Here is a 21,205-nt window from a genome sequence, read left to right as displayed (position 1 = left end):
TGCGTGAGGATGCCCGGTTCGGGTGTCTCGGCCGCTGGACGGCGGCGCGTTTGACCGGTACGGACCGGCTCCCGTACCGTTGAGCAGTCCGTGCGGCCGCTTTCGCCTGCCCGTGCATCACCCGACCGAGGCTCGACCCCCGTGGTCCCGACGCGGCAGATGACGGGCTTCCGTTGGCGGCCGAGCCGGCGCACCGACCCGTACGTCACCACCACCACCGGAGCAGCGATGAGCAAGCGCACCTTCCAGCCGAACAACCGCCGCCGCGCCAAGAAGCACGGTTTCCGTCTGCGGATGCGGACCCGCGCCGGCCGCAGCATCCTCGCCGCTCGCCGGCGCAAGGGCCGTTCCGCCCTGTCCGCCTGAGTCCGCAGCAGCGTTCCCCTCCGACGGCGATGCTGCCACGCCGGCACCGGCTGACCTCGGGCCAGGACTTCCGGTCTGTCCTGAGGGGCCGCGGCGACGGGCGTCGGCGGCGACGAGCCGGTACCTCGCTGCTGGTGGTGCACGCCTCCTGCCCTGCCCCCGACGACGGCTCGACCCGCTGCCCGCGGGTCGGCCTCGTGGTGTCGCGGGCCGTCGGCAACGCCGTGGTCCGCAACCGCACCGCCCGGCGCCTGCGGGCGCTGGTCGGCGCACGACTGGCCACGATGCCCTGCGGGACCGACCTCGTCGTCCGGGCCCTGCCCCCAGCGGCATCGGCCACCTCGACCGAGCTGGGCTCCGCGCTCGACGAGGGGCTGGCGCGCGCGCTGCCGCGGCTCGTATGAGTGAGGCCCAGCTCCGTGACGTCCACCGGGGAGGCGTGGGCGAGGGGGAACCTCGTAGCGTCCTGGCTCGTCCTCTGGTCTGGATGATCCGGCTCTACCAGTGGACGATCTCGCCGTTGCTGGGTCCGGTCTGCCGTTACTACCCGTCCTGCTCCGCCTACGGTGTCACCGCGCTGGAGCGCCACGGTCCCCTGCGGGGCGGGTGGTTGACGGTGCGCCGTGTCCTGCGCTGCCACCCGTGGGCGGCCGGCGGGGTGGACCACGTGCCGCCCCGTCCCGGCTCAGGGGCCGAGGACCGCACGGACCCGACCGTGGAGCAGCACGCTCCGACGACCACCCCGGGCGACGAGACCGCCGTCGCCCGCCGAGACTGAGGACCCCATGGGATTCTTCGACACCATCCTGTTCCCCTTCATCTGGTTCGACTCCGCGATCCTCGTCGGCTTCGAGTGGCTGCTCACCCAGCTCGGTATGCCCGACACCAGCGGGTGGACCTGGGTCCTCGCCATCGTCGGACTGGTGGTCACGCTGCGGGCCCTGCTGACGCCCCTGATGATGCGCCAGCTCAAGAGCCAGCGCCGGTTGCAGATCGTGCAGCCCGAGCTGATGAAGATCCAGGCGAAGTACAAGGGCAAGAAGGACCAGGCGAGCCAGAAGGCCTTCCAGGAGGAGACCTTCGGGCTGTACCGCGAGGCGGGCGCAACCCCTTCGGCGCGTGCCTGCCAATGCTCATCCAGATGCCGTTCTTCTTCGCGCTCTTCCGGCTGCTGAACACGGCGCAGACGGTGAGCCGAGGCGAGATCGAGCCGTTGGGTCTGTTCACCCGGGAGCTGGCCACCAAGATGGCCGGCTCGGAGATCTTCGGGGCGGGCCTGACGTCCACCTTCCTGCATGACCAGGACCTGTCCGCCAAGATTCTCTCGCTCGTGCTGATCATCGTGATGTCGGCGACGCAGTTCATCACCAGCCACCAGCTGATGCGCCAGAACATGTCGCCGGAGGCCCTCAACAGCCCGATGGCCCGGCAGCAGCAGATCTTCATCTACGTGCTGCCCATCGTCTTCGCCGTGACGGGCGTCAACTTCCCGGTGGCGCTGCTCATCTACTGGACGGTCAGCAACCTGTGGACCATGGGCCAGCAGTTCTTCATCATCCGCAACATGCCGGCGCCCAACACCCCGGCCGAGGAGAAGTACAAGGCCCGCATGGCCCGCAAGGGCAAGACGGCCACCGGGATCCAGCTGAAGAACCCGAACTTCATGGCCGAGCGCGAGGCGGCTCGCACGCAGGTGCAGGCCCGGACGGCGGGTCAGCGGACCCAGCCCAAGAGCAAGAAGCGCAGCAAGAGGCGCTGAGCCACCGATCGCGCGCTCACCCTGGCGCACTTCCCATCCCCCCAACCGAGGAGTCCCTGATGACCCTGCCGAACGACACCGAGACCCAGGCGACCAGCGAGGGCGCAGATGTGACGCAGATCACAGCTGATGCGCCGGTGGAGAGGGCCGCCGAGGAGCACCAGGAGTCCGGCTCGACGGAGGGTCGCTCCGCGGACCTCGTCCGCGAAGGGGAGGTGGCGGCGGACTTCCTGGAGACCCTCCTGGACATCGCCGACCTGGACGGGGACCTCGAGGTCGACGTCGACGGGGACCGGGCCGCGGTCGCCCTCGTGGACTCCGAGGACGGGGCGGCACCCCGGCGGCTCGTGGGCCCGGGCGGGTCCGTCCTCGAAGCGCTGCAGGAGCTGACGCGCCTCGCGGTCCAGGCCAGCACGGGGGAGCGCAGCCGGCTCATGCTCGACGTCGCCGGATACCGCGCCGATCGCCGCAGCGCCCTGGTGTCCGAGGCGCAGGAGGCGGTCGCGCAGGTACGCGACACCGGTCAGCGTCGGGAGCTGGAGCCGATGACCGCCTTCGAGCGCAAGGTCGTCCACGACGAGGTCCTGGCAGCCGGTCTGCGCTCGGAGTCGGAGGGTACCGAGCCCTCTCGCTACGTCGTCGTCCTGCCGGCCGACTGACCGCTGCATGGGCGCGCCCCGCCATGCACCCGAGCCTCCTCCACAAGCGCGGGAGGTCTTCGGGTCGAGGCTCACCCTCGCTGCGGAGTATGCCGACCTGCTGGCCACCACGGGCATCGAGCACGGCCTCATCGGCCCCCGTGAGGCCGAGCGGTTGTGGGAACGTCACCTGGTGAACTGCGCCGTGCTCGGTGAGCTGCTGGACCCGGGATCCTCGGTCATCGACCTCGGGTCCGGAGCGGGCCTCCCTGGCATCGTGCTCGCGATCGCCCGACCGGACCTGCGGGTGGATCTCGTGGAGCCGCTGCTCCGCCGGACGACCTGGCTGGAGCGCACCACGGCGGAGCTGGGGCTGCCCAACGTGCGCGTGCACCGGGGGCGGGCCGAGGAGCTTGCCGGGGTGCTGTCGTCGCCGGTGGTGACCGCCCGGGCGGTCGCGTCCCTGGACAAGCTGGTGAGATGGTCGGTGCCGCTGCTCGAGGAGGGCGGGCGGCTGCTGGCCCTCAAGGGCGAGGCGGCGGAGCGTGAGCTGGAGGAGGCGGCGCCGATGCTGCGGCGGCGCCGCGTCGACAGGTCCCGGCTCCATGTGCTGGCCGAGGGCACCCCCGCCGGGCCGGTCCGGGTCGTGGAGGTCGTCCGGCCGGCGGATGCTCCGGCGTCGCGCTCCGGCGCACCACGCTCCGGCGCACGGCGCTCAGGGCGGCGCCGACAGACTCGTTAGGTCACTCGCCCGAGCGGCTGTCCAGCAGCTGCAGGATACGGTCGAGATCGTCCTTGCCCGCGAACTCGATCACCATCTTCCCCTTGCGGCGTCCCATCGAGACCTGGACCCGCGTGTCCAGCCGTCCGGACAGCGTGTCGGCCACCTCCGCGAGCTCGGGGGACGCGACGGCGCTGCTGCGCCGGCGTCGAGGAGCCGCGTCGTCCGAGCCGAGCGTGATGATCTCCTCGACCGAGCGGACCGAGAGTCCCTCGGCGACGATGCGCTGGGCCAGACGCTCCATGGCCGCTCCGTCCGGCAGCGCGAGGAGCGCCCGTGCGTGACCGGCGCTGAGCACGCCGGAGGCGACGCGACGTTGGACCATGGGCGGCAGCTTGAGCAACCGGATGGTGTTGCTGATCTGCGGTCGCGACCGCCCGATGCGGCTGGCCAGCTCGTCGTGCGTGCAGCCGAAGTCCTCGAGCAGCTGCTGGTAGGCCGCCGCCTCCTCCAGCGGGTTGAGCTGGGCACGGTGCAGATTCTCCAGGAGCGCGTCCCGGAGCATGTGCTCGTCCTCGGTCGCACGCACGATGGCGGGGATGGTGTCCTGGCCGGCCGCCTGGGAGGCACGGAGTCGACGCTCACCCATCACCAGTTCGTAGACCGGCTCGCCGCCGTCGGCCGTCGGCTCCGTGCGGCGTACGACGACCGGCTGGAGGACGCCGAGCTCCCGGACGCTGGTCACGAGCTCGGCCAGCTCGTCCTCGTCGAAGACCTCCCGGGGCTGGCGCGGGTTGGGCCGCACCTGCTCGACCGGGATCTCGGCGAAGACCGCGCCCGGGACCGGGGTCAGGGCGGCGGAGCGGTCGTCAGGGGCAATCGCGGCCTCGTCTTCCGCCGTCCGAGCAGGCGCGAGCTGGTGGGTCGGCCGGGTGTCGTCGCCGTTCTCGGTGGAACCGTTTCCCGTGAAACCCTCGAAGGAGCCGATCGCGCCGAGGGAACCGCGGTCCGTGCCGCCGTCGTGCGTAGGCTCCGACCCTTCCTCCGCACCCCGGGGGAAGAACACGTCCCTCGGCCGCTCGCGTTCTCCCTCGGTCGCGGCAGGGATCAGGGCTCCCAGGCCCCGACCCAGTCCTCGTCGACGCTCGCTCATGCAGGCTCCTTCATCGTGCGCATCTCGGCCGCGGCGTCTGCGTAGGACAGGGCACCGGTGCTCGTCGGGTCATAGGTGATCACGGTCTCGCCGTGGCTCGGGGCCTCGCTGATGCGCACCGACCGCGGGATCGCCGTGCGGAGGACTCGTTCCCCGAAGTACTCCCGCACCTGTTCGGCGACATCGGCCGCCAGGCGCGTGCGCCCGTCGAACATCGTCAGCAAGATCGTGGAGACTCCAGGTCGCTGTTGAGGTGCTGCTGGATCAGCTCGACGTTCTTCAGCAGTTGGCTCAGGCCCTCGAGGGCGTAGTACTCGCACTGGATCGGGATGAGCAGCTCGCGCGCGGCCACGAAGGCGTTGACGGTGAGCAGTCCGAGGCTGGGTGGACAGTCGATGACCACCAGGTCCACCGCCTCCGCCTGATCCTCCAGATACGTCGTGAGTGCCCGGCGGAGCCGGTTCTCCCGCGCCACGAGGGGAACCAGCTCGATCTCTGCGCCGGCGAGGTCGATGGTCGCCGGGGCGCAGGAGAGACCGGGCACCTGAGGACAGTCCTGCACCACGTCGGCCAGGGGGACGCCGTCGATGAGCACGTCGTAGATCCCGGACGTGCCGCTGGTGTGGGGGATGGACAGGGCCGTGCTGGCGTTGCCCTGCGGATCCATGTCGATGACGAGAACGCGCAGGCCACTGGTGGCCATGGCGGCGGCCAGATTGACGGCGGTGGTGGTCTTGCCGACTCCGCCCTTCTGGTTGGAGACGGTGATGACGCGCGTTCCCTGCCACGGTCGTGGCTGGGTCATCGCTGCTGTGGGCGCGCCGGTGGTTTCCCGTGAAACCGAGGGAGACGCTGCCGCCTCCCCGGTCGCGCTCGGGCTGTCTGGTGTTTCCCGTGAAACCCTGGCGTCAGCCGATGGCCACCTGACAGGAGACCACACGTGATGCGGAGACGAGGGTGGACGATCGTGAGCCGAGGACGGCCATCCCAGGCGTGGAGCAGCGGCAGTCATGAGGAGACCATCATCGCTGATCAGGTGCGGCACACCAAGCCGACCCACGCACGACGACAGCCGTCCACAGGGTTGTGGATAAACCCCGTGGACGGCTGTGGACAACCTGCGACGCTGTCGTCGAGCGTCAGGTGGTGTACGGCTCCAGCTCGGAGGCCAGCTTCTTCTTCGGCAGCGCACCGACGATCGTCTTGACGACCTCGCCGCCCGAGTAGACGTGCATCGTCGGGATACCCGTGATGCCGTAGCTCCCGGTGGTCTCCGGGTTCTCGTCGGTGTTCAGCTTGACCACCTTGAGCTTGTCGCCCCACTGCTCGGAGAGCTCCTCGAGGATGGGGGCGATCATCTTGCAGGGGCCGCACCAGGGGGCCCAGAAATCGACGAGGACGGGACCGTCGTGCTGCAGCACGTCCTCGGTGAAGGTCGCGTCCGATGTGTTGGTGATGCTCATGAATCTCCTTCTCTCGCAACAGATGTCGAAACAAGCTCGGGTACTGCGGGCACGTCGTCGAGGGCGGCGAGGTAGCGCTCGGCGTCGAGAGCGGCCGCGCACCCGGTCCCGGCGGCCGTGATGGCCTGCCGGTAGGTGTGGTCCACGAGATCACCGCAGGCGAAGACGCCCTCGACGTTGGTCGCCGTGCCCCGGCCCCGGACGAGGACGTAGCCCTCGTCGTCGAGGTCGACCTGACCCTGGAGGAGCTCGTTGCGCGGGTCGTGACCGATCGCGATGAACAGGCCGCTCGCCTCGACGTCCCGGGTCTGGCCGGTGCGGGTGTCGCTCAGCGTCACACCGGTGAGCTTGTCGTCACCGTGCAGGGCGGACACCGCGGAGTTCCACGCGAAACTGATCTTGTCGTCGGCCTCGGCGCGCTCGGCCATGATGCTGCTGGCGCGCAGCTCCCCTCGACGGTGCACCACGGTGACCGAGCGGGCGAACCGACTCAGGAAGGTCGCCTCTTCCATCGCGGAGTCACCGCCACCCACGACGAGGATGTCCTGGTCGCGGAAGAAGGCACCGTCGCAGGTCGCGCACCATGACACGCCGTGCCCGGAGAGTTCCTGCTCCCGCGGCAGCCCCAGCACGCGGTAGGCCGACCCCATGGCCAGGACGACGGAGCGAGCCTGATGCACCGTGCCGTCGCTGTCGGTGACACGCTTCACCGGACCGGTGAGGTCCACGGCGACGACGTCGTCGCGGACGAGCTCTGCCCCGAAGCGCTCGGCCTGCTCACGCATGTCCATCATGAGCTGCGGGCCGAGGATGCCCTCGGGGAACCCGGGGAAGTTCTCCACCTCGGTCGTGTTCATCAGTGCTCCACCTGCGGTCACGGACCCCTCGAACACCAGGGGGGCAAGGTTGGCCCGCGCGGCGTAGACCGCAGCCGTGTAACCGGCGGGACCGGAGCCGACGATGATGACCTCACGCAGGGCGGGCCGGTCCTCCCCCGCTGGTGAGGGATCACCGAGACCGGAGATCAGGTTGATGCTCATGAGGGCCTTCCTGGACGGACGTGGGGGGGTGCGCTGCGGCGACACCGGGTCAACCGATCGTAGGCCGTCATTGTTCCAGTCCTCTGACGGACCGCCACGACCCGGGCCGGACGCGCGGGTCGCCGAGTCTCAGGGTCCTTCGACCAGCTCTCCGGAGCTGTCCACCGGAGCCACGTCGGGGGTCGTCAGGCACTCGGCCGGGACGGCCCAGGCCCGACCGCTCTCGCCGTCGACCCCGAGGAGGAGGACGACGTCTCGCGTGGTCCCGCTCTCGCCGAGCAGGGTGGCCGTCGTGGCGAACCGGTCCGCCCACGACTGCTGGGCGTCCTCGTCCAGCGTGGCCCAGCACTGGATGGCTCCCGCCTGGGTCAACCCACCCGCGGCGCCAGGAGCGGCGCCGGACGAGCCCGCGGCCTCGGCGCCCTGGCTGGCGCCGTGCACGGCCTGCGCGTAGTCCGTCGCGGGGATCTCGCCCAGCGGGGAGAGCAGCGTCGGGACGACGGGCTCGACGAGGAGATCATCGGCGCCTGCGAGGTCCGAGTCCCCTCCGGCAGCCTCCCCCGTGTCCGACCCCTCCCGGCCGGACTCCGCCAGGCCACCGGACGCACCCTGCTCCTGCTCGTCGGCGGCGTCGGCAGCCTCGTCCTGCCCTGCCCCCGACTCCGCCCGAGAGGGGTACTGCGCCACGGCTCCGCTGTCGCTGCTGGCCCCGCCCCCGAGCACCTGGGTGAGGGCCACCGTGGTGACGGCCAGGCCCGCAGCAGCAGCCGTGAGGATGCCGAGGGTCCGGCCGGGACGCCGCCGACCGCGTTCCTCGGCCAGGTCGACGACCCGGTCGGCGGGTGCGGTGAGGGTATGCCCGGGGCCGGCGCTCTGCCGGTGCTCGCGCTCGACCTCGAGCCGGGCGGTGATGCGCTCGACCAGGTGGTCGGGCATGGGCCCGGGATCGGGCAGCGCGCCGAGGAGGTCCCGGACACCGGTCGGGTCGTGCTCCTGCGCGTGCTGCGGGTCGCCAGGCTCAGGGCGTGGCGGGTGCGGCGACATACCGGGTCCTCCTTCGTCGTGTCGTCCGGGTGGTCTCCGAAGGGGCCGGCCGCGCCCGGCACGGCCCACGGGAGTACGACGAGCAGGACACCGGACGGGTTCCCCGTCCTGGCGCGACCCTCGTGGGGGCGTGAGCCGAAGGCGTCATGCGTCCTCCCCGAGCCCCAGGATCCGGGCCATGGCCTCGCGGCCGCGGGAGCAGCGCGACTTGACCGTCCCCTCGGCCACCTCCAGGACCTGGGCCGCCTCGGCCACGCTCAGACCGTGCATGTCCACGAGCACGAGCGCCAGCCGCTGCCCCTCGGGCAGCTGGTCCAGGGCGTCGCGCACGTCCAACCGCACCTCGACCGACCGGTGCCGGTCCCGCGGCTCGACCGGCTCGTGGTCCTCGAGGTCCGCCGTCGGACGCTGCCGACGCAGCCGGTCCAGGCAGGCGTTGACCGTGATGCGGTGCAACCAGGTGGTGACCTGGGAGTCACCCCGGAAGGAGCCGGCGCGCCGGAAGGCGTTGAGGAAGGCGTCCTGCACGGCGTCCGCCGCCACCTCGGGGTCGCGCGACGTCCGCAGCGCCACGGCCCACATGCGGTCCCGGTGCCGTCGGAAGATCTCGCCGAAGGCCTCGGTGTCGCCGTCCTGGTGCCGCCGCAGCAGGGCCAGGTCGTCCAGCTCCGCGAGCTCGGCCGTCGTCACGATGTCCGCCGGGCTCACCGCACGGTGATCTCGGCCACCCGCACGATCTCGCCCTCGGGCGCGGTGTAGGCCCGGGTGAACCACAGGATGAGGTAGCGCCCGGTGGCGGGCTCGTCCGGCGTCACGGTCCAGGTGCCCTCCGCGGCGTCGTCGCTGCCGAGCTCGGACGCGCCGTCCAGCGACGGCTCGTCGGCGAGATAGACGGTGGCGCCCATGTCGCCCTCGCCGAGGACCACCTCGACCTCACCGACGGTGGCGTCCTCCCCCAGGTCGAGGACCAGGCCGGTGCCGCTCTTCAGCGAGCCCCATCCTGGGGAGAGGTAGGTGTGCGACGTCCACTCGGTCCCCTCGTCCCCGTCCACCGCCAGGGGAGCCAGGTCGTTGCGCTCGTCGCCGTCGCCCTCGGGGTCGAAGGACGTGATGCCCTCCACGGTGACCCCGGATGCGGGCTCCGGAGCCGGCTCGGTGCTGCCCTCGTCGGTCGGTGCGGCCGCGCTCGCGGTCGAGGCGTCCTCGTCGGGTGCGGGCTCGCTCGCGCTCGGTGAGCTCGTCGGCCCTGCACCGGCGGGGTCGTCCTCGCCGCCCCCCAGGCCCCGCAGCGCCAGCCAGCCCAGGAAGAGCGCGATCCCCAGCAACGCCACGATGATCACCGTGACCATCGCCGTCTGTGCGCCGGTGCCGCGCTCCTCGGTCAGACCCCCGTCGTCGTCACGACGTGTCGCGAGTGCGGTGGCAGGGCCGGCATGCGCCTCGTCCGCCCTGGCCTGGCGTGCCTCCCCGCCGCGCAGCAGCCCGCCCATCGTGTCGTCCTGACGGGCGGTGGTCGGGGCTCCTGCCGGCACCGCCACCGCGCCGGACCCGGAGTCGTCGGCGGAGCGTGCCCCGGTGCGGTAGTACGGCTGGGGCACCTCGTCGGTGGCCTCGCCGGACGGCGTCGAGGGCCCGTCGTCGGCGTGGCTGGGGCGCGCGGCGGTCGCGGCCGCGGAGGCCCCGGCCGCACCACGGAGGGCGTCCTCGGCCCGATGGTCACCCGGCCGCCCCGACCGGGGAGCCTCCAGCTCGCCCGGGCGTGCGGCCCGCACGATCTCCGAGGCCCATGGTGAGAGCTGGCGCACCAGCTCGCCCGGAGTGTGCGGCGCGGACTGCAGGTCGGCCTCCGACCCGTGGGCCAACCGGCACAGGGCGTCCAGGTCGCCCGGCACGCCGGAGACCAGCTCCGAAGGCGCCGGCAGGGTGCCGCCGGCCAGCCGACGGGCCGGCCGGACGCCGGCCAGGTCCTCGCCCGGCCACCGGCCGGTGAGCGCGGTGTAGAGGAGCGAGACGAGGTCGGCGGCATCGATGAGGGATGCCTCGTCCGCGGTGACGTCGTCGGTGCCCTCTAACGCCGAGGCGACCCCGACGCCCGACACCTTGACCGTCCCATCGGTCGTCCGCAGGACCGAGTGGGGGTTGAGGTAGAGGTGGTGCAGCCCTCGGCGTCGGGCCGACTCCAGCGCTGCGGCGCTCTCGCCGACGATCCGTCGGGCCTCCTCGGCCGGGAGCGGGTGCTGCTCGACGAGGGAGGCGAGAGACTCCGCCTCGGAGAGTCCTTCCTCCACGATCCAGCACAGCCCGTCCTGGTCTCCGACGTCGAGGACGCGGACCAGCCGGGGGTCGTCGACCGAGGCGACGCGGCGGGCGCCGTCGAGCACCGCCTCCGCGACGTCCGCGGCAGGCCCCTCCGAGGGCAGCACCGTGACCGCGACCAGGCGGCCGAGGGTGCTGTCCCGGGCGGACCAGTACTCCAACCCCCCGCCCTCACGCTCGGCCAGCAGCTCGTCGAGGACGTAGCGGTCACCCAGGCGGGTGCCGACCTCGAGCCGATCCATGCTGCTGTCCTCCCGTGGTCGCGGTTGTGGGCGCGGGCGATCGCGGTCCCACCCTAGTGTGCCGCCAGCAGCCCCCTGGTCCGGCGGCGCCGCGCCGGTGGGTGGTGTGCTGTCCGCCGGGCCGGCCGCCGCGGCGCCGCCCGGGACGGCTTGGCCGTCGTCCACGAGGCCGGCCCCGGCCGCGGGGGCGTAGCGACGCAGACCCGGGAGGCGCCGCAGGACGGGCGCCGCCACCTCGCCGACCTCGCGCACCCCGAAGCGGTGGGCCAGCAAGGCATACGCCGCGAGGAAGACGAGTCCGGCCACGGCGAGGGTGAGCGCTGCGCTGAGGAAGGCGCCGACGCCCTGGGGCTCCATCGAGGTGGGATCCGGCGGGGCCCCCGGGTCGAGGAGCCGGACCACGATCCAGGCCGGCACCAAGGCGAGGGCGGAGGCTCCCGCCGCCCGCAGGTAGGTCGACCCGGTGCTGCGCAGCCCGAGTGCCGGGAGCCGACGTCGAGCCGCCCGCAGCCCCAGCACCGCCGCCGTGGTCTGGCCCAGGGCCTGACCGAGGCCCAGCACGACGGCGACCCAGGCCGGTGGGGCGAGGGTGGCGAGCAGGCAGACCACCAGCAGCACCGAGGTGATCGACACCTGGAAGAGGAAGGGGGTGCGCGCGTCCTCGAAGGAGTAGAACACGCGGGAGCACAGCAGGTAGACGCCGTAGGGGACGAGGCCGACGACCATGGCCAGGACGATCAGGGTCACGGCGCGGTGCTCGGCGGGAGTGCTCCCGAAGTAGACGACTCGGACGACGAGCGGGGCCAGCAGCATCATCCCCAGGGCGATCGGCACCATGGCGGCACCGAGCAGCCGCAACCCCCGGCTGGCGTGGTCGGCCATGGACTCCAGGTCTTCGGCAGCCGCGTCCTTGGACAGGACGGGGTAGATCGCGGTCAGGAGCGACAGCGCGATGAGGGAGTGGGGCAGCACGAAGACCGAGAAGGCGTAGGCATACGTGATCTTGCCCGGCGCGTCAGGGACCCGGTCGATGACGTCGCTGAGCAGGTTGGTGACGACGAGCATGCCGCCCTGGGAGACGGCCATGTCGGCGATCGCCCACCCGGCCATGACGGCCGCGGTCCCGAGCCCCACGCCGCGCAGGCCCCACCGGGGCCGCCAGCTGAACCCGGTCGCGCGCACGGCCGGGATGAGGACGAGGGCCTGGACGACGATGCCGAGCGTGGCGGACCCGGCGAGCAGACCGATCATGCCGGCGGTCCACTCCTGCAGCGGCATGACCCCGGCGTCCGGGTAGCGCCGCATGAAGACCCCGATGCCCACGATCGCGATGATGTTGGCGATCGCCGGGCTCCACATGAAGGCGGCGAAGCGGTGGTGGGCGGCCAGGACCTGCCCCATGATCGTGTGCAGTCCGTAGAACAGCATCTGCGGGATGCAGAGGTAGGCGAACAGGATCGCGAGCTGGAGCTTGGGGTCGTCCCACGCCCACGAGAGGGCGTTGAGCTTGGTCACCAGCGGCGCCGCCGCCACGAAGAGGACCGTGGCCAGCACCAGGATCGTCACCGACAGCGTGATGAGCCGGTCGCTGTACTCCTGACCCTCCCGGCCGCGGGTCATGGCACGGGTGAGCTGCGGCAGGAGGAGGACGTTGAAGACTCCTGCGGCGAGGAGCAGGTAGATGGTGTTGGGGATGGTGTTGGCGGTCTCCCACACGCTGCCGGCGGGCGTGAGCACACCGATGGCGATCCCGAGCAGGGCCATCCGGGCCATGCCCAGCAGCCGCGAGGCGAGCGTGCCGGCGGCCATGACCGCGCTGGAGCGGGCCAGCGACGAGCTCGACCCGGCGGAGGAGGACCCTGCGGCTCGGTCCTGGCTCATCGTCCTCCTCCGGCCGGGTGTCGCTGCGGCCGGAGGCACGGGGTCCGCGACGGACCGCGCGGGCCAGGCCCAGCACGAGCACGACGCCGGCCAGCCCGCCGAGCACCCAGTAGACCCAGATGCCCGTGGGCTGCACCCGCACCTCGATCGGCGCGGGCTCCCCCAGGGTCGTCCCGTCCGGGGTGCGCAACGTCGCGGTGAGCCGCGTCTCCCCACGGGTGATCGACCGTGCCTCGAAGGAGACCGAGGCGCGACTGTCCGCGCCGATGCTGACCGGGTCGGGCTGACGGATCACCTGCAGCCGCCCGTTGGAGGCCACCACCTCGAGCACGAGATCGTCCAGCGCGACACCGAGGTCGTTGACGACGGTGACGCTGATCTCGCCCTGGTCGGTGAGGAAGTTGACCGTGCTCGGGGTCACGGTGACACCCTGCAGCGCCGAGCGCACGTCCTCTCGCACCACGGCGCGGGCCGTGCTCCACTCCTCCTCGTGCGAACGCCACCGGCTCGACCACAGCGCGGCGAGCGAGGCGCGCCACGACTGCGTGGCCGTCGTGTCACGGACCACCTCCTCGAGGTCGTCCAGCTCGCCGGCGTTGCGGGCCAGGGCGGCAGTGCGCTCCCGGTCCAGCGGGCTGCGGCCGGGCGCGAGCAGCTCGGCGAGGTCGCCCAGCACGGCCTCCTGCGGGCGCTCCCCGGTGAGCTGGACGGTGTCGCCGGTCCCGGCCCGCTGCACCAGCTCCTGGGCGGTGACCGAGCGCAACCAGGGCGCGGTGCGCCACCCCTCGCTCAGCTGGGCGAGGACCTCGGGAGGAGCCGGGGTGAGGCGGGGCGGGGCGATGACCAGCTCGCGAGCGGCACCCGGGTCCTCCAGGTAGGTGCCGAGGGTGTGCGCGAGCACCTGCTGGGCGGCTGCGCCCGATCCGCTCTGCTCGGCCTCGGCCTGGCTCCGGGCGACGAGCGCCGAGGTCCAGGAGTCGGCGCCCAGCCCCACCACGTCCTCGGGTTCTTCCAGCGGGACCGCGCCACGTCGCGGCGCAGCAGCGCTGTCCGCCGTGAGGCTCTCGCGGGCGAGGAGCACCACGCCGAGACCGGGGGCGGTGTCGTCCTCCTCCCTCGCGCTCCGGAACAGGTCGGAGATCTGGGTCACCGCGTCGGCGTCCGGTGCCGGGTCCACCGGCCAGGCCACATCGTGCCGACCGGTGCTCAGCAGGGGCGCCAGGGTGTCCTGAGCCCCGGCGGGCTGGGTCGAGAGCAGCCTGCCGAGCTGGTCCTGGGGCGGTCGGTCCGCGACCATCCGGACGACGTCGGGGTCCTCGCTCGGCAGCCACCACACCTGGTCGTCCGGCAGCCCGGCCAGCTGGGTCCGCAAGGTCGCCACCGCCTGGTCGACCTCGGCCGCGGTGGCGGGGGCTGCCTCCGCCTCCTCGGTCTGGGCAGGGGGACTGGCGGACTGCGTCGTGGCCGGGTCGTCCGGGACGGGGGCCGGGACCGTCTCCGACGCCGCGTCGGTGCCGCCGTCCGGGTCCTCCGTCGTCGAGGTGACCGCGTCCGGCGACGGTGCCGTGAGCGGGTCGGGCCCGGTGTCGGCGGGATCCGTCCCCTGCTCGGGTGGCGTGCGCAGCGCCGGTGCCGGCCGAGCGCCGACGAGCGTCGACGGGTCGACGACATAGGTGACGCCAGGAACCGCCAGGTCCGTGACCCAGCCGCTGATCGCCGAGTCCGGACCGACGGCGGAGACCCAGGCCTGCGCGTGGGTCTGCTCGGTCGGGCTGAGCAGATCGGGGTCCGGGGGGAGGGTGAGCGGGACCACCCACGAGGTGTCGAGAGGTTCCTCGACCTCCTCGCCACCCGCGCTGACGAGGGTGCTGCGCAGCCGGACCGGGTGGGTCGCGGCCCCGCCCGACTCCCGCTCGTCCCCCGCGCTGATGACCAGCGGCAGTACCTGCGGGCCCTCCGGCAGGTCATTCGTCACCGCTGCGGGCACCGTCACGGAGAAGGGGACCGCTCCGCCCGCCGCGACCACCGGGCCCACGGTGTCGTCGCCGAGCGTCGTCGTCCGGTCGAGATTGAGCTCGTCGTCGAGCCATCGGTCGACCTCGCTGCGGGACGTCAGCGTCGTACCGGACACCGTGGCGGTGAGGCTGGTCACCCGGTGCGGGACGGCACCCTGGTTGACCAGCGCCCGGTGAGCGTCAGCGGCTCGCCGGGTGTCAGCACCACCGGGTCGATCTCGTCGAGCACGATCGCGACGTCGTCCCCGGTGTCGGCGGGCAGCAGTGCGGACGGGGGCCGCGTGCCGCTCGCTGCCGCCGGTATGACGGCCAGCGGGCCCGCGAGCAGCCCGGCGCACAGGGCGAGCACGGGCAGGGTCCGGGGAGGGACCGCCCTCGGGGCGCGAGCGGGGACTCTGGTCACGGAGGTCTCAGGCGCTCCGGGTGAGGCGTGACCACGCCTCGCGGGCGATACGCCGCTCGTTGGGGAAGGTCAGGGTGCGGTGCACCTCGTCCAGCGGTGCCCAGACCGCGTCGATGGCCTCGTGGTCCGGGTCGTTCTCGATGGTGAGATGCCCGCCTGTCGCCTCCAGGAGATAGTGGTGCACCATCTTGTGGATGCGGTGCGACGGTGTGGTGAACCAGTACTCGATCGTCCCCAGGGTCACGAGGACGCGACCCTCGATCCCGGTCTCCTCGGCCACCTCCCGCTCCGCCGTCTGCACCAGGGTCTCGCCGGGCTCCACGTGTCCCTTGGGCAGGCACCACTCCACCCGTCCCGAACGGTTGCGACGCGCGATGATGGCGATACGGGCCTGCCCGTCCACGACATCGATGACCACGCCCCCTGCGGATGTCTCGTTGACCGACGGCAACCGTCTCGCGCCCAGGTGCTGGCGCGGCGGCGTGGTGGTCATCCACCCACTGTAACGAGTGGGCAGGGCACGGAACGGGAGCGACGGCACCCGCGCACCGACCGGCCGACTACCCTGGATCCGATGTCCGCCACCCAGATCACGAGCGACGGCGCGCTGCTCCTGCGCGCCCTGCGTGAGCTGACCCCGGCCAGGGAGCTGCTCACCGAGGTCGGCGGGCTCTTCGCGGACGCCGGCCACGACGTCGCCCTGGTCGGCGGCCCGGTGCGGGACGCCTTCCTCGGGCGGTCCTCGACAGATCTCGACTTCACCACGTCCGCCACCCCGGACCAGATCGAGCGGACGCTCGGTGGCTGGGCCGACACGACCTGGGACGTCGGGCGCGCCTTCGGGACCATCGGGGCCCGTCGGGCCGGGGCGACCCTGGAGTTCACCACCTACCGTGCCGACGCCTACGACGGGCAGACGCGCAAGCCGGTCGTCGCGTTCGGGGAGTCGCTGGAGGAGGACCTCGTCCGTCGGGACTTCCGGGTCAACGCGATGGCGCTGCGGCTCCCCGACCTCACCTTCGTCGATCCGCACGGTGGGCTGGCGGACCTGGCGCACCGCCGGCTGCGCACCCCGCACCGTCCCGAGCTCTCCTTCAGCGACGACCCGCTGCGGATGATGCGCGCCGCCCGTTTCACGGCGCAGCTCGGGTTCGTCCTCGACGACGAGGTCCGGGAGGCGATGACCGACATGGCGCAGCGCCTGCGGATCGTGTCGGCCGAGCGGGTGCGTGACGAGCTGGTCAAGCTCATGCTGAGTGCGGACCCGCGTGCCGGGCTCGAGGTCATGGTCTCCACCGGCCTGGCCGACGAGGTGCTCCCCGAGCTCCCGGCGTTGCAGCTGGAGGTCGACGAGCACCACCGGCACAAGGACGTCTACGAGCACAGCCTCACGGTCCTGCAGCAGGCCATCGACCTCGAGGACGCGCCGGGAGCGGAGGACGAGGACGCGGTCCCCGGTCCGGATCTGGTGCTGCGCCTGGCCGCGCTGCTGCACGACATCGGCAAGCCGGCGACCCGGCGGTTCGAGCCGGGCGGAGGCGTCAGCTTCCACCACCACGAGGTCGTCGGGGCCAAGATGACCCGGGCCCGGCTCCGGGCGCTGCGCTTCGACAAGGAGACGGTGAAGGCGGTCACTCGCCTGGTCGAGCTGCACCTGCGGTTCCACGGCTACGGCACGGGCGAGTGGAGCGACTCCGCCGTGCGCCGCTACGTCACCGACGCCGGCCCGTTGCTCGGTCGCCTGCACAAGCTCACGCGCTCGGACTGCACCACCCGCAACCGCCGCAAGGCGGCTCGGCTGGCCGCCAGTTACGACCACCTGGAGCAGCGGATCTCCCGGTTGCGCGAGGAGGAGGAGCTGGCCGCCGTGCGACCCGAGCTGGACGGTCACCAGATCGGGGAGGTCCTCGGGATCTCGCCGGGCCCGGAGCTGGGCCGCGCCTACCAGCATCTGCTGTCGGTGCGGCTCGACCAGGGTCTGCTGGGTGAGGACGCGCGCGCGCCGAGCTGCTGAGGTGGTGGGCGGAGCAGGAGCGCAGCAGTGGGTAGGCACAGCCGCACCCGGCACGGCCAGGACGCACCGACACGGTGGACCCAGCGGCTGTCCGGCATCCCCTGGATCAGCGCGGTGCTGCTGCTCACCCTCCTGGTCGGGGGATGGGACCTGCTGCGTCCCCTGACGTATGCCGCGGAGGCCACCGTCGCCGCGGGCCAGGAGCGGGTCGCCGACGAGGTCGCCGTCGGCATGACCGACCCCGACCTGGAGCGGGACGTCGAGCGGGCCGTCGAGCTGGGCCCCGACCTGCGGGGGAGCGTGCAGCTCACGGTCCGGCACGAGCAGGGCGACCTGCGCGTCCACGTCCGCGCGGAGGCGCCCGACCCGCGGCTGGCGGCCGTGGCGGCGGACACCGCGGCCGCGCTGACCGTGCAGGGGCGACCGGACGAGCTGGAGCTGGTCGCGCCCGCCGAGGTGCCCACGGACCGGTCGACCCCGGGGGGGCGGGCTGGCTGGTGCTGGCCGGGCTGGGTCTGCTGGCGGCGGCGTGGGCCGAGGGGACCCACCGGACGTGGCGGCGTCATCCGGTGGCCGGAGCAGGTGCCGAGCGACCGGTGGGTGCCCCGTGACCTCCGACCAGGCACCGCTCACCCGGACCCGTGCCAGGGCGCTGCACGCCGCGCGGCACGCGCTGCGGGTGCCACCCGTCCCTCGCGGCTTCCGCGCCGACATCGAGGGCATGCGTGCGCTCGCGGTGCTCGGGGTCATGCTCTGGCATGCCGGGGTGACACTGCTGCCCGGTGGTTTCGCCGGGGTGGACGTCTTCTTCGTCGTCAGCGGTTTCCTCATGACCTCCCTCCTGCTGGAGGAGGGGCGGGCCCGCGGGCGGATCGACCTCGCCAGGTTCTACGCGCGCCGCGCCCGCCGACTGCTGCCGGCCGCTCTCGCCGCGCTCGCCGGGACGGCGCTGCTCACGGTGGTCTTCCTGCCGCGTGGCCGGTGGGCTGAGGTGGGTGGTGACCTCGTCGCCTCCGCGACCTACGTCGTCAACTGGCGCATGGCGTGGCGCTCGGTGGACTACCTCGACCTGGAGCGCGCCCCCAGCCCGTTGCAGCACTACTGGTCGTTGTCCGTCGAGGAGCAGTTCTACCTCCTGTGGCCGGTGATCCTGCTCGGCCTGCTCGTGTATGCCGCGGGCCGGGCCCGCGTCTTCCGCGCCGCCTCCTGGGTCGTCACCCTGGCACTGTTCGGCGCCTCGCTCGCGCTGTCCTGGTGGTGGACGCTCGAGGAGCCGGCCGCCTACTTCGTCACCCCGACGAGGGTGCACGAGCTGATGCTGGGCGCGATCGTCGCGCTCGGGGCCCGTGCCTGGCCACGGCTGCCGCGGTGGGTGGCGGCGGTGGTCGGCTGGACCGGGCTGTCGCTCATCGTCCTCTCGCTCGTCGTCATCACCCGGGAGACGCTCTTCCCCGGCCTCTGGGCGCTGCTGCCGACGGGTGGCACCGCGCTGGTCCTGATCGCCGGACCCGCAGCCGGGCGCGTGGGGCCGGTCCTGCTGCTGCGCTGGTCGCCACTGCAGTGGCTGGGTCGGCTGTCCTACAGCCTCTACCTGTGGCACTGGCCCTTCATCGCGGTGGCCGCCGAGCTCGTCCACGTCGGTCGGGGCGGTCCGGACACGCTGCCGGTGGGCTGGGGCCTGCTGGCGCTCGCGCTCGCCGTGGTGCCGGCCTGGTTGTCCTTCGTGCTGGTGGAGGACCCGGTGCGACGGCACGGTCGGGTGCTCGCGGCCCGCCTCACGCCCGGGCAGGCGACGTGGCGAACCCTGCGCCTCGGGCTGAACTGCACCCTGGCGGGGGCCGCGCTGGGCGTGGCCGTGATCGCCGTGGCGCCGCCCTCGCCGACGGAGAGCGCCGCCCGGTGGCGGACCCCGGCCGTGGTCGACGAGATGCGGTCCCCGGTCGGGGCCGACACCCTCGCGGTGGGGGTCGACGACCCGGCGGCGACGACGCCGGCGCCGACGACGCCGGCAGATGCCCCGGTCGAGGCCGCGGCGGCCGGCAGCGGGGTGTCGGGCGCGCTCGGCGAGCCACCTGCCGTGGTCGAGGTGCCCCAGGAGGTGGGTGAGCCTGCGGTGCCGCTGGAGCAGGTGCCCGACGACGTCCCGGCGCTGAAGCCGGAGGACTGCTTCGTGGGGCTGAGCGGGACCCGCGTCGGGGTGTGCGAGGCCGGGGACCCGGACGGGACACGCACCGTGGCCCTCATCGGTGACAGCCACGCGAGCATGTGGATGACGGCGCTGGACCAGATCGGGCGCGACCGCGGCTGGCGAGTCATCGCCATGACCAAGTCGTCCTGCCCCCCGGCGCGCGGGCTGACCATCGAGCGCACCGGGCAGGCCGGGGACTACCGGCAGTGCAGCACGTGGCAGGACAACCTCGACGAGGTGCTCCTGGAGCAGTCACCGGACGTCGTGCTGCTCTCCAGCGCGTCCTACGGCACCACCGGGGCGGAGAAGGTGGCTGCCGGTCTGGGTCGGCGGATCGACATGCTGGACGAGGCCGGGATGCGCGCGGCGCTCATCCGGGACGTCCCCCGCGCGCCCTTCGACGTGCCGGCCTGCCTGCTGGAGAACCAGGAGGACGTGCCGCAGTGCTCCTTCGACCGGCAGGACGGTCTGGACGCCTCCGGCACCGGGCACGAGCTGCTCGCCGAGCAGCGTCCCGGGCTACCGGTCCTGGACCTCACCGCTGCCGTGTGCCCGGGCCGCACCTGCAGCCCGATCGTGGGGGAGGTCGTGGTCTGGCGCGACAGCAACCACCTCTCGGCCACCTACGTCCGCTCGCTTCGCGACGTCGTAGAGGAGCAGGTGGTGCCGGTCGTGCGCACCGATCAGCTCGGGGAGACGGTCCGCGCCGGCGTCGAGGTCGGCACCGGGCGCTGAGCCGCGACCTGCGGCGCCGGACGCGTGCCTACCCGCCACAGGATCCAGGCCCAGGCCGCCGCGCGCAGCACGACGGTCAGGGCGTAGGCGTCCCCCGGGAGGCCACGTCCGGGGTCGCTCGCGAAGGCGATGTGCAGCCAGGTGGTGAGGAAGACCAGGCCCTCCGCGAGCGCCCAGAGGAGGTGCTCGGCCCACCGGATCGCGGCCGTCGCGAGGAAGGGCAGCACCCACAGCCCGCTCTGGACCGACACCGAGGCCGCGGTCAGGGCCACCACGAGGAGCATCAGGGCGGTGACCTGCTCGACGTCGAGCTCGGGCCGCCGGGACGCACGGAAGCCTACGATCAGGGCGACCACCCACCCCGTCACCGCCACGGCTGTCGTCACCCAGGTGGGGACGGTGGACCCGAGCAGCCGGGGGATCATCTGCAGCGCGCCGTACCCGGCGGGCTGGCCCCACCACAGCTGGGCGGCGGAGAGCGACTCGGGCTGCAGGGTGACGAGGGGGAGCAGCACGACCAACGCCCCCAGCACCGTCCCGACGAGTGCCTGGAGGGCGGGCAGGGTCTGCCGGCGGCGCACCCCGACCAGCAGGATGGCCGCCAGCAGCAGCAGCGGGAAGGGACGGACGAGCAGCGCCGCCCCCAGCAGCAGGCCGCAGACCCAGGGGCGGTCCCGTCGCCAGGCCCACAGCCCGAGGACCATGAGGGTGACCCCGAGCAGGTCCGTCGACACGTGCGCCAGGAGCACCAGCACCGGGCTCGCCGCCAGGTGCGCCGCCCGCCACGGCGCTCCGGGGGACAGGCTCACCAGGGCCAGGACGGCCGCGGCCACCAGCGGCACGCAGACGAGTGCCCAGAGGGTGAAGATCCACTGCTGCGCGGCGACGCCCTCGCCGGCGACGGGCGAGACACGGGCGAGGAGCCACATGACGGCTCCGGCGAGCGGGGCGGTGCCGGTCGCGGCTCCCTCGCGACCCAGGGCAGGGCGCGCTCGGCGAGCGGGGAGCTGACGTGCACGACCGGCAGGTCGGAATAGCAGGCGCGCCAGAACTGGTCCGGCGTGTTCCAGCCCTTCATCAGGCAGTGACCGGATCGCCACACGCCGAGCGACAGCGCGATCGTCCCCAGCGCCACCAGGGCGGCGGCCACCCCGGCCAGACCTGCTCCGCCCACGACGGCGAACCGGCCGAGCGGGCCCCCCAGCGCGCCGGTGGCCCGCGCGACCA

At 72.9% G+C, this 21,205-nt stretch carries 15 protein-coding genes and 4 pseudogenes; 8 read left to right on the top strand and 11 right to left on the bottom strand.

Annotated elements, in window-relative coordinates:
* The first annotated feature begins 228 nt into the window (after positions 1-228).
* The 6 genes and pseudogenes from rpmH (at position 229) to rsmG (ending at position 3,505) form a co-directional block, all read left to right on the top strand.
* Positions 229-366 carry a 50S ribosomal protein L34 gene (gene rpmH, locus BJF80_RS03950; RefSeq protein ID WP_028130745.1) on the top strand — a complete coding sequence of 46 codons (138 nt, stop codon included), beginning with the start codon at positions 229-231 and terminating at the stop codon, positions 364-366.
* A gap of 29 nt (positions 367-395) precedes the next feature.
* Complete coding sequence (rnpA, locus tag BJF80_RS03945; RefSeq protein WP_075811506.1) at positions 396-770, top strand: ribonuclease P protein component; 375 nt, start codon at positions 396-398, stop codon at positions 768-770.
* Positions 767-1,144: a membrane protein insertion efficiency factor YidD gene (gene yidD / locus BJF80_RS03940; protein ID WP_083673441.1), complete on the top strand. Its 378-nt coding sequence runs from the start codon at positions 767-769 to the stop codon at positions 1,142-1,144. The genes rnpA and yidD overlap by 4 nt, the downstream gene beginning before the upstream one ends.
* A gap of 7 nt (positions 1,145-1,151) precedes the next feature.
* A pseudogene (gene yidC / locus BJF80_RS21445) lies at positions 1,152-2,125 on the top strand (membrane protein insertase YidC).
* A 59-nt stretch (positions 2,126-2,184) separates the two neighbouring features.
* Entirely contained in the window at positions 2,185-2,784 is a 600-nt protein-coding gene (locus tag BJF80_RS03930) for a Jag family protein (RefSeq protein WP_083673440.1), read from the top strand.
* Positions 2,785-2,791: 7 nt separating this feature from the next.
* Entirely contained in the window at positions 2,792-3,505 is a 714-nt protein-coding gene (gene rsmG, locus BJF80_RS03925) for a 16S rRNA (guanine(527)-N(7))-methyltransferase RsmG (RefSeq protein ID WP_075811501.1), read from the top strand.
* A 1-nt stretch (position 3,506) separates the two neighbouring features.
* On the opposite strand, the gene BJF80_RS03920 is transcribed toward rsmG, so the two are convergent.
* The 10 genes and pseudogenes from BJF80_RS03920 to BJF80_RS03865 form a co-directional block, all read right to left on the bottom strand.
* Entirely contained in the window at positions 3,507-4,637 is a 1,131-nt protein-coding gene (locus BJF80_RS03920) for a ParB/RepB/Spo0J family partition protein (protein ID WP_075811498.1), read from the bottom strand.
* Positions 4,634-5,649: pseudogene (locus BJF80_RS03915) on the bottom strand (ParA family protein). The gene BJF80_RS03920 and the pseudogene BJF80_RS03915 overlap by 4 nt, the downstream one beginning before the upstream one ends.
* A gap of 127 nt (positions 5,650-5,776) precedes the next feature.
* On the bottom strand, positions 5,777-6,100 hold the full coding sequence (gene trxA / locus BJF80_RS03910; RefSeq protein ID WP_022923472.1) for a thioredoxin: 324 nt from the start codon (positions 6,098-6,100) through the stop codon (positions 5,777-5,779).
* Positions 6,097-7,140 (bottom strand): thioredoxin-disulfide reductase, encoded by a 1,044-nt coding sequence (gene trxB, locus BJF80_RS03905; protein ID WP_075811496.1) that lies wholly within the window; start codon positions 7,138-7,140, stop codon positions 6,097-6,099. The genes trxA and trxB overlap by 4 nt, the downstream gene beginning before the upstream one ends.
* 129 nt (positions 7,141-7,269) lie before the next feature.
* The gene (locus tag BJF80_RS03900) at positions 7,270-8,184 is read right to left on the bottom strand and encodes a hypothetical protein (RefSeq protein WP_075811494.1); all 915 of its coding nucleotides are present in this window, start codon (positions 8,182-8,184) and stop codon (positions 7,270-7,272) included.
* Positions 8,185-8,328: 144 nt separating this feature from the next.
* The gene (gene sigM / locus BJF80_RS03895; RefSeq protein WP_075811492.1) at positions 8,329-8,892 is read right to left on the bottom strand and encodes an RNA polymerase sigma factor SigM; all 564 of its coding nucleotides are present in this window, start codon (positions 8,890-8,892) and stop codon (positions 8,329-8,331) included.
* Positions 8,889-12,623 carry a lipid II flippase MurJ gene (locus BJF80_RS03890; RefSeq protein WP_075811490.1) on the bottom strand — a complete coding sequence of 1,245 codons (3,735 nt, stop codon included), beginning with the start codon at positions 12,621-12,623 and terminating at the stop codon, positions 8,889-8,891. Before BJF80_RS03890 ends, sigM begins: the two co-directional genes overlap by 4 nt.
* A gap of 97 nt (positions 12,624-12,720) precedes the next feature.
* Positions 12,721-14,754 (bottom strand): annotated as a pseudogene (locus tag BJF80_RS21440) (DUF6049 family protein); the annotation flags it as partial.
* A 17-nt stretch (positions 14,755-14,771) separates the two neighbouring features.
* Complete coding sequence (locus tag BJF80_RS03870) at positions 14,772-14,987, bottom strand: hypothetical protein (RefSeq protein WP_075811482.1); 216 nt, start codon at positions 14,985-14,987, stop codon at positions 14,772-14,774.
* Positions 14,988-15,048: 61 nt separating this feature from the next.
* Positions 15,049-15,534, bottom strand: coding sequence for an NUDIX hydrolase (locus BJF80_RS03865; protein ID WP_075811480.1), 486 nt, complete (start codon positions 15,532-15,534; stop codon positions 15,049-15,051).
* Positions 15,535-15,615: 81 nt separating this feature from the next.
* Here BJF80_RS03865 and BJF80_RS03860 point away from each other — a divergent pair.
* A pseudogene (locus BJF80_RS03860) lies at positions 15,616-17,090 on the top strand (CCA tRNA nucleotidyltransferase).
* 572 nt (positions 17,091-17,662) lie between these two features.
* Entirely contained in the window at positions 17,663-19,978 is a 2,316-nt protein-coding gene (locus BJF80_RS03855) for an acyltransferase family protein (protein WP_075811478.1), read from the top strand.
* Here BJF80_RS03855 and BJF80_RS03850 read toward each other — a convergent pair.
* Positions 19,927-20,907 carry a glycosyltransferase family protein gene (locus BJF80_RS03850; protein ID WP_075811476.1) on the bottom strand — a complete coding sequence of 327 codons (981 nt, stop codon included), beginning with the start codon at positions 20,905-20,907 and terminating at the stop codon, positions 19,927-19,929. The genes BJF80_RS03855 and BJF80_RS03850 overlap by 52 nt on opposite strands.
* Positions 20,908-21,205: the final 298 nt, after the last annotated feature.

Source organism: Serinicoccus sp. CUA-874, from assembly GCF_001942225.1.
GTDB classification, from domain to species: domain Bacteria; phylum Actinomycetota; class Actinomycetes; order Actinomycetales; family Dermatophilaceae; genus Ornithinicoccus; species Ornithinicoccus marinus.
The sequence above is the reverse complement of the archived record's forward strand: the minus strand, read 5'-3'. Positions and strand labels throughout refer to the sequence as shown.

Excerpts from the sequence above, each read along its gene's own strand:
- rpmH (WP_028130745.1), top strand. The coding sequence starts at position 229 with ATGAGCAAGCGCACCTTCCAGCCGAACAACCGCCGCCGCGCCAAGAAG.
- rnpA (WP_075811506.1), top strand. The coding sequence starts at position 396 with ATGCTGCCACGCCGGCACCGGCTGACCTCGGGCCAGGACTTCCGGTCT.
- yidD (WP_083673441.1), top strand. The coding sequence starts at position 767 with ATGAGTGAGGCCCAGCTCCGTGACGTCCACCGGGGAGGCGTGGGCGAG.
- BJF80_RS03930 (WP_083673440.1), top strand. The coding sequence starts at position 2,185 with ATGACCCTGCCGAACGACACCGAGACCCAGGCGACCAGCGAGGGCGCA.
- rsmG (WP_075811501.1), top strand. The coding sequence starts at position 2,792 with ATGGGCGCGCCCCGCCATGCACCCGAGCCTCCTCCACAAGCGCGGGAG.
- BJF80_RS03920 (WP_075811498.1), bottom strand. The coding sequence starts at position 4,637 with ATGAGCGAGCGTCGACGAGGACTGGGTCGGGGCCTGGGAGCCCTGATC.
- trxA (WP_022923472.1), bottom strand. The coding sequence starts at position 6,100 with ATGAGCATCACCAACACATCGGACGCGACCTTCACCGAGGACGTGCTG.
- trxB (WP_075811496.1), bottom strand. The coding sequence starts at position 7,140 with ATGAGCATCAACCTGATCTCCGGTCTCGGTGATCCCTCACCAGCGGGG.
- BJF80_RS03900 (WP_075811494.1), bottom strand. The coding sequence starts at position 8,184 with ATGTCGCCGCACCCGCCACGCCCTGAGCCTGGCGACCCGCAGCACGCG.
- BJF80_RS03890 (WP_075811490.1), bottom strand. The coding sequence starts at position 12,623 with ATGAGCCAGGACCGAGCCGCAGGGTCCTCCTCCGCCGGGTCGAGCTCG.
- BJF80_RS03865 (WP_075811480.1), bottom strand. The coding sequence starts at position 15,534 with ATGACCACCACGCCGCCGCGCCAGCACCTGGGCGCGAGACGGTTGCCG.
- BJF80_RS03850 (WP_075811476.1), bottom strand. The coding sequence starts at position 20,907 with ATGTGGCTCCTCGCCCGTGTCTCGCCCGTCGCCGGCGAGGGCGTCGCC.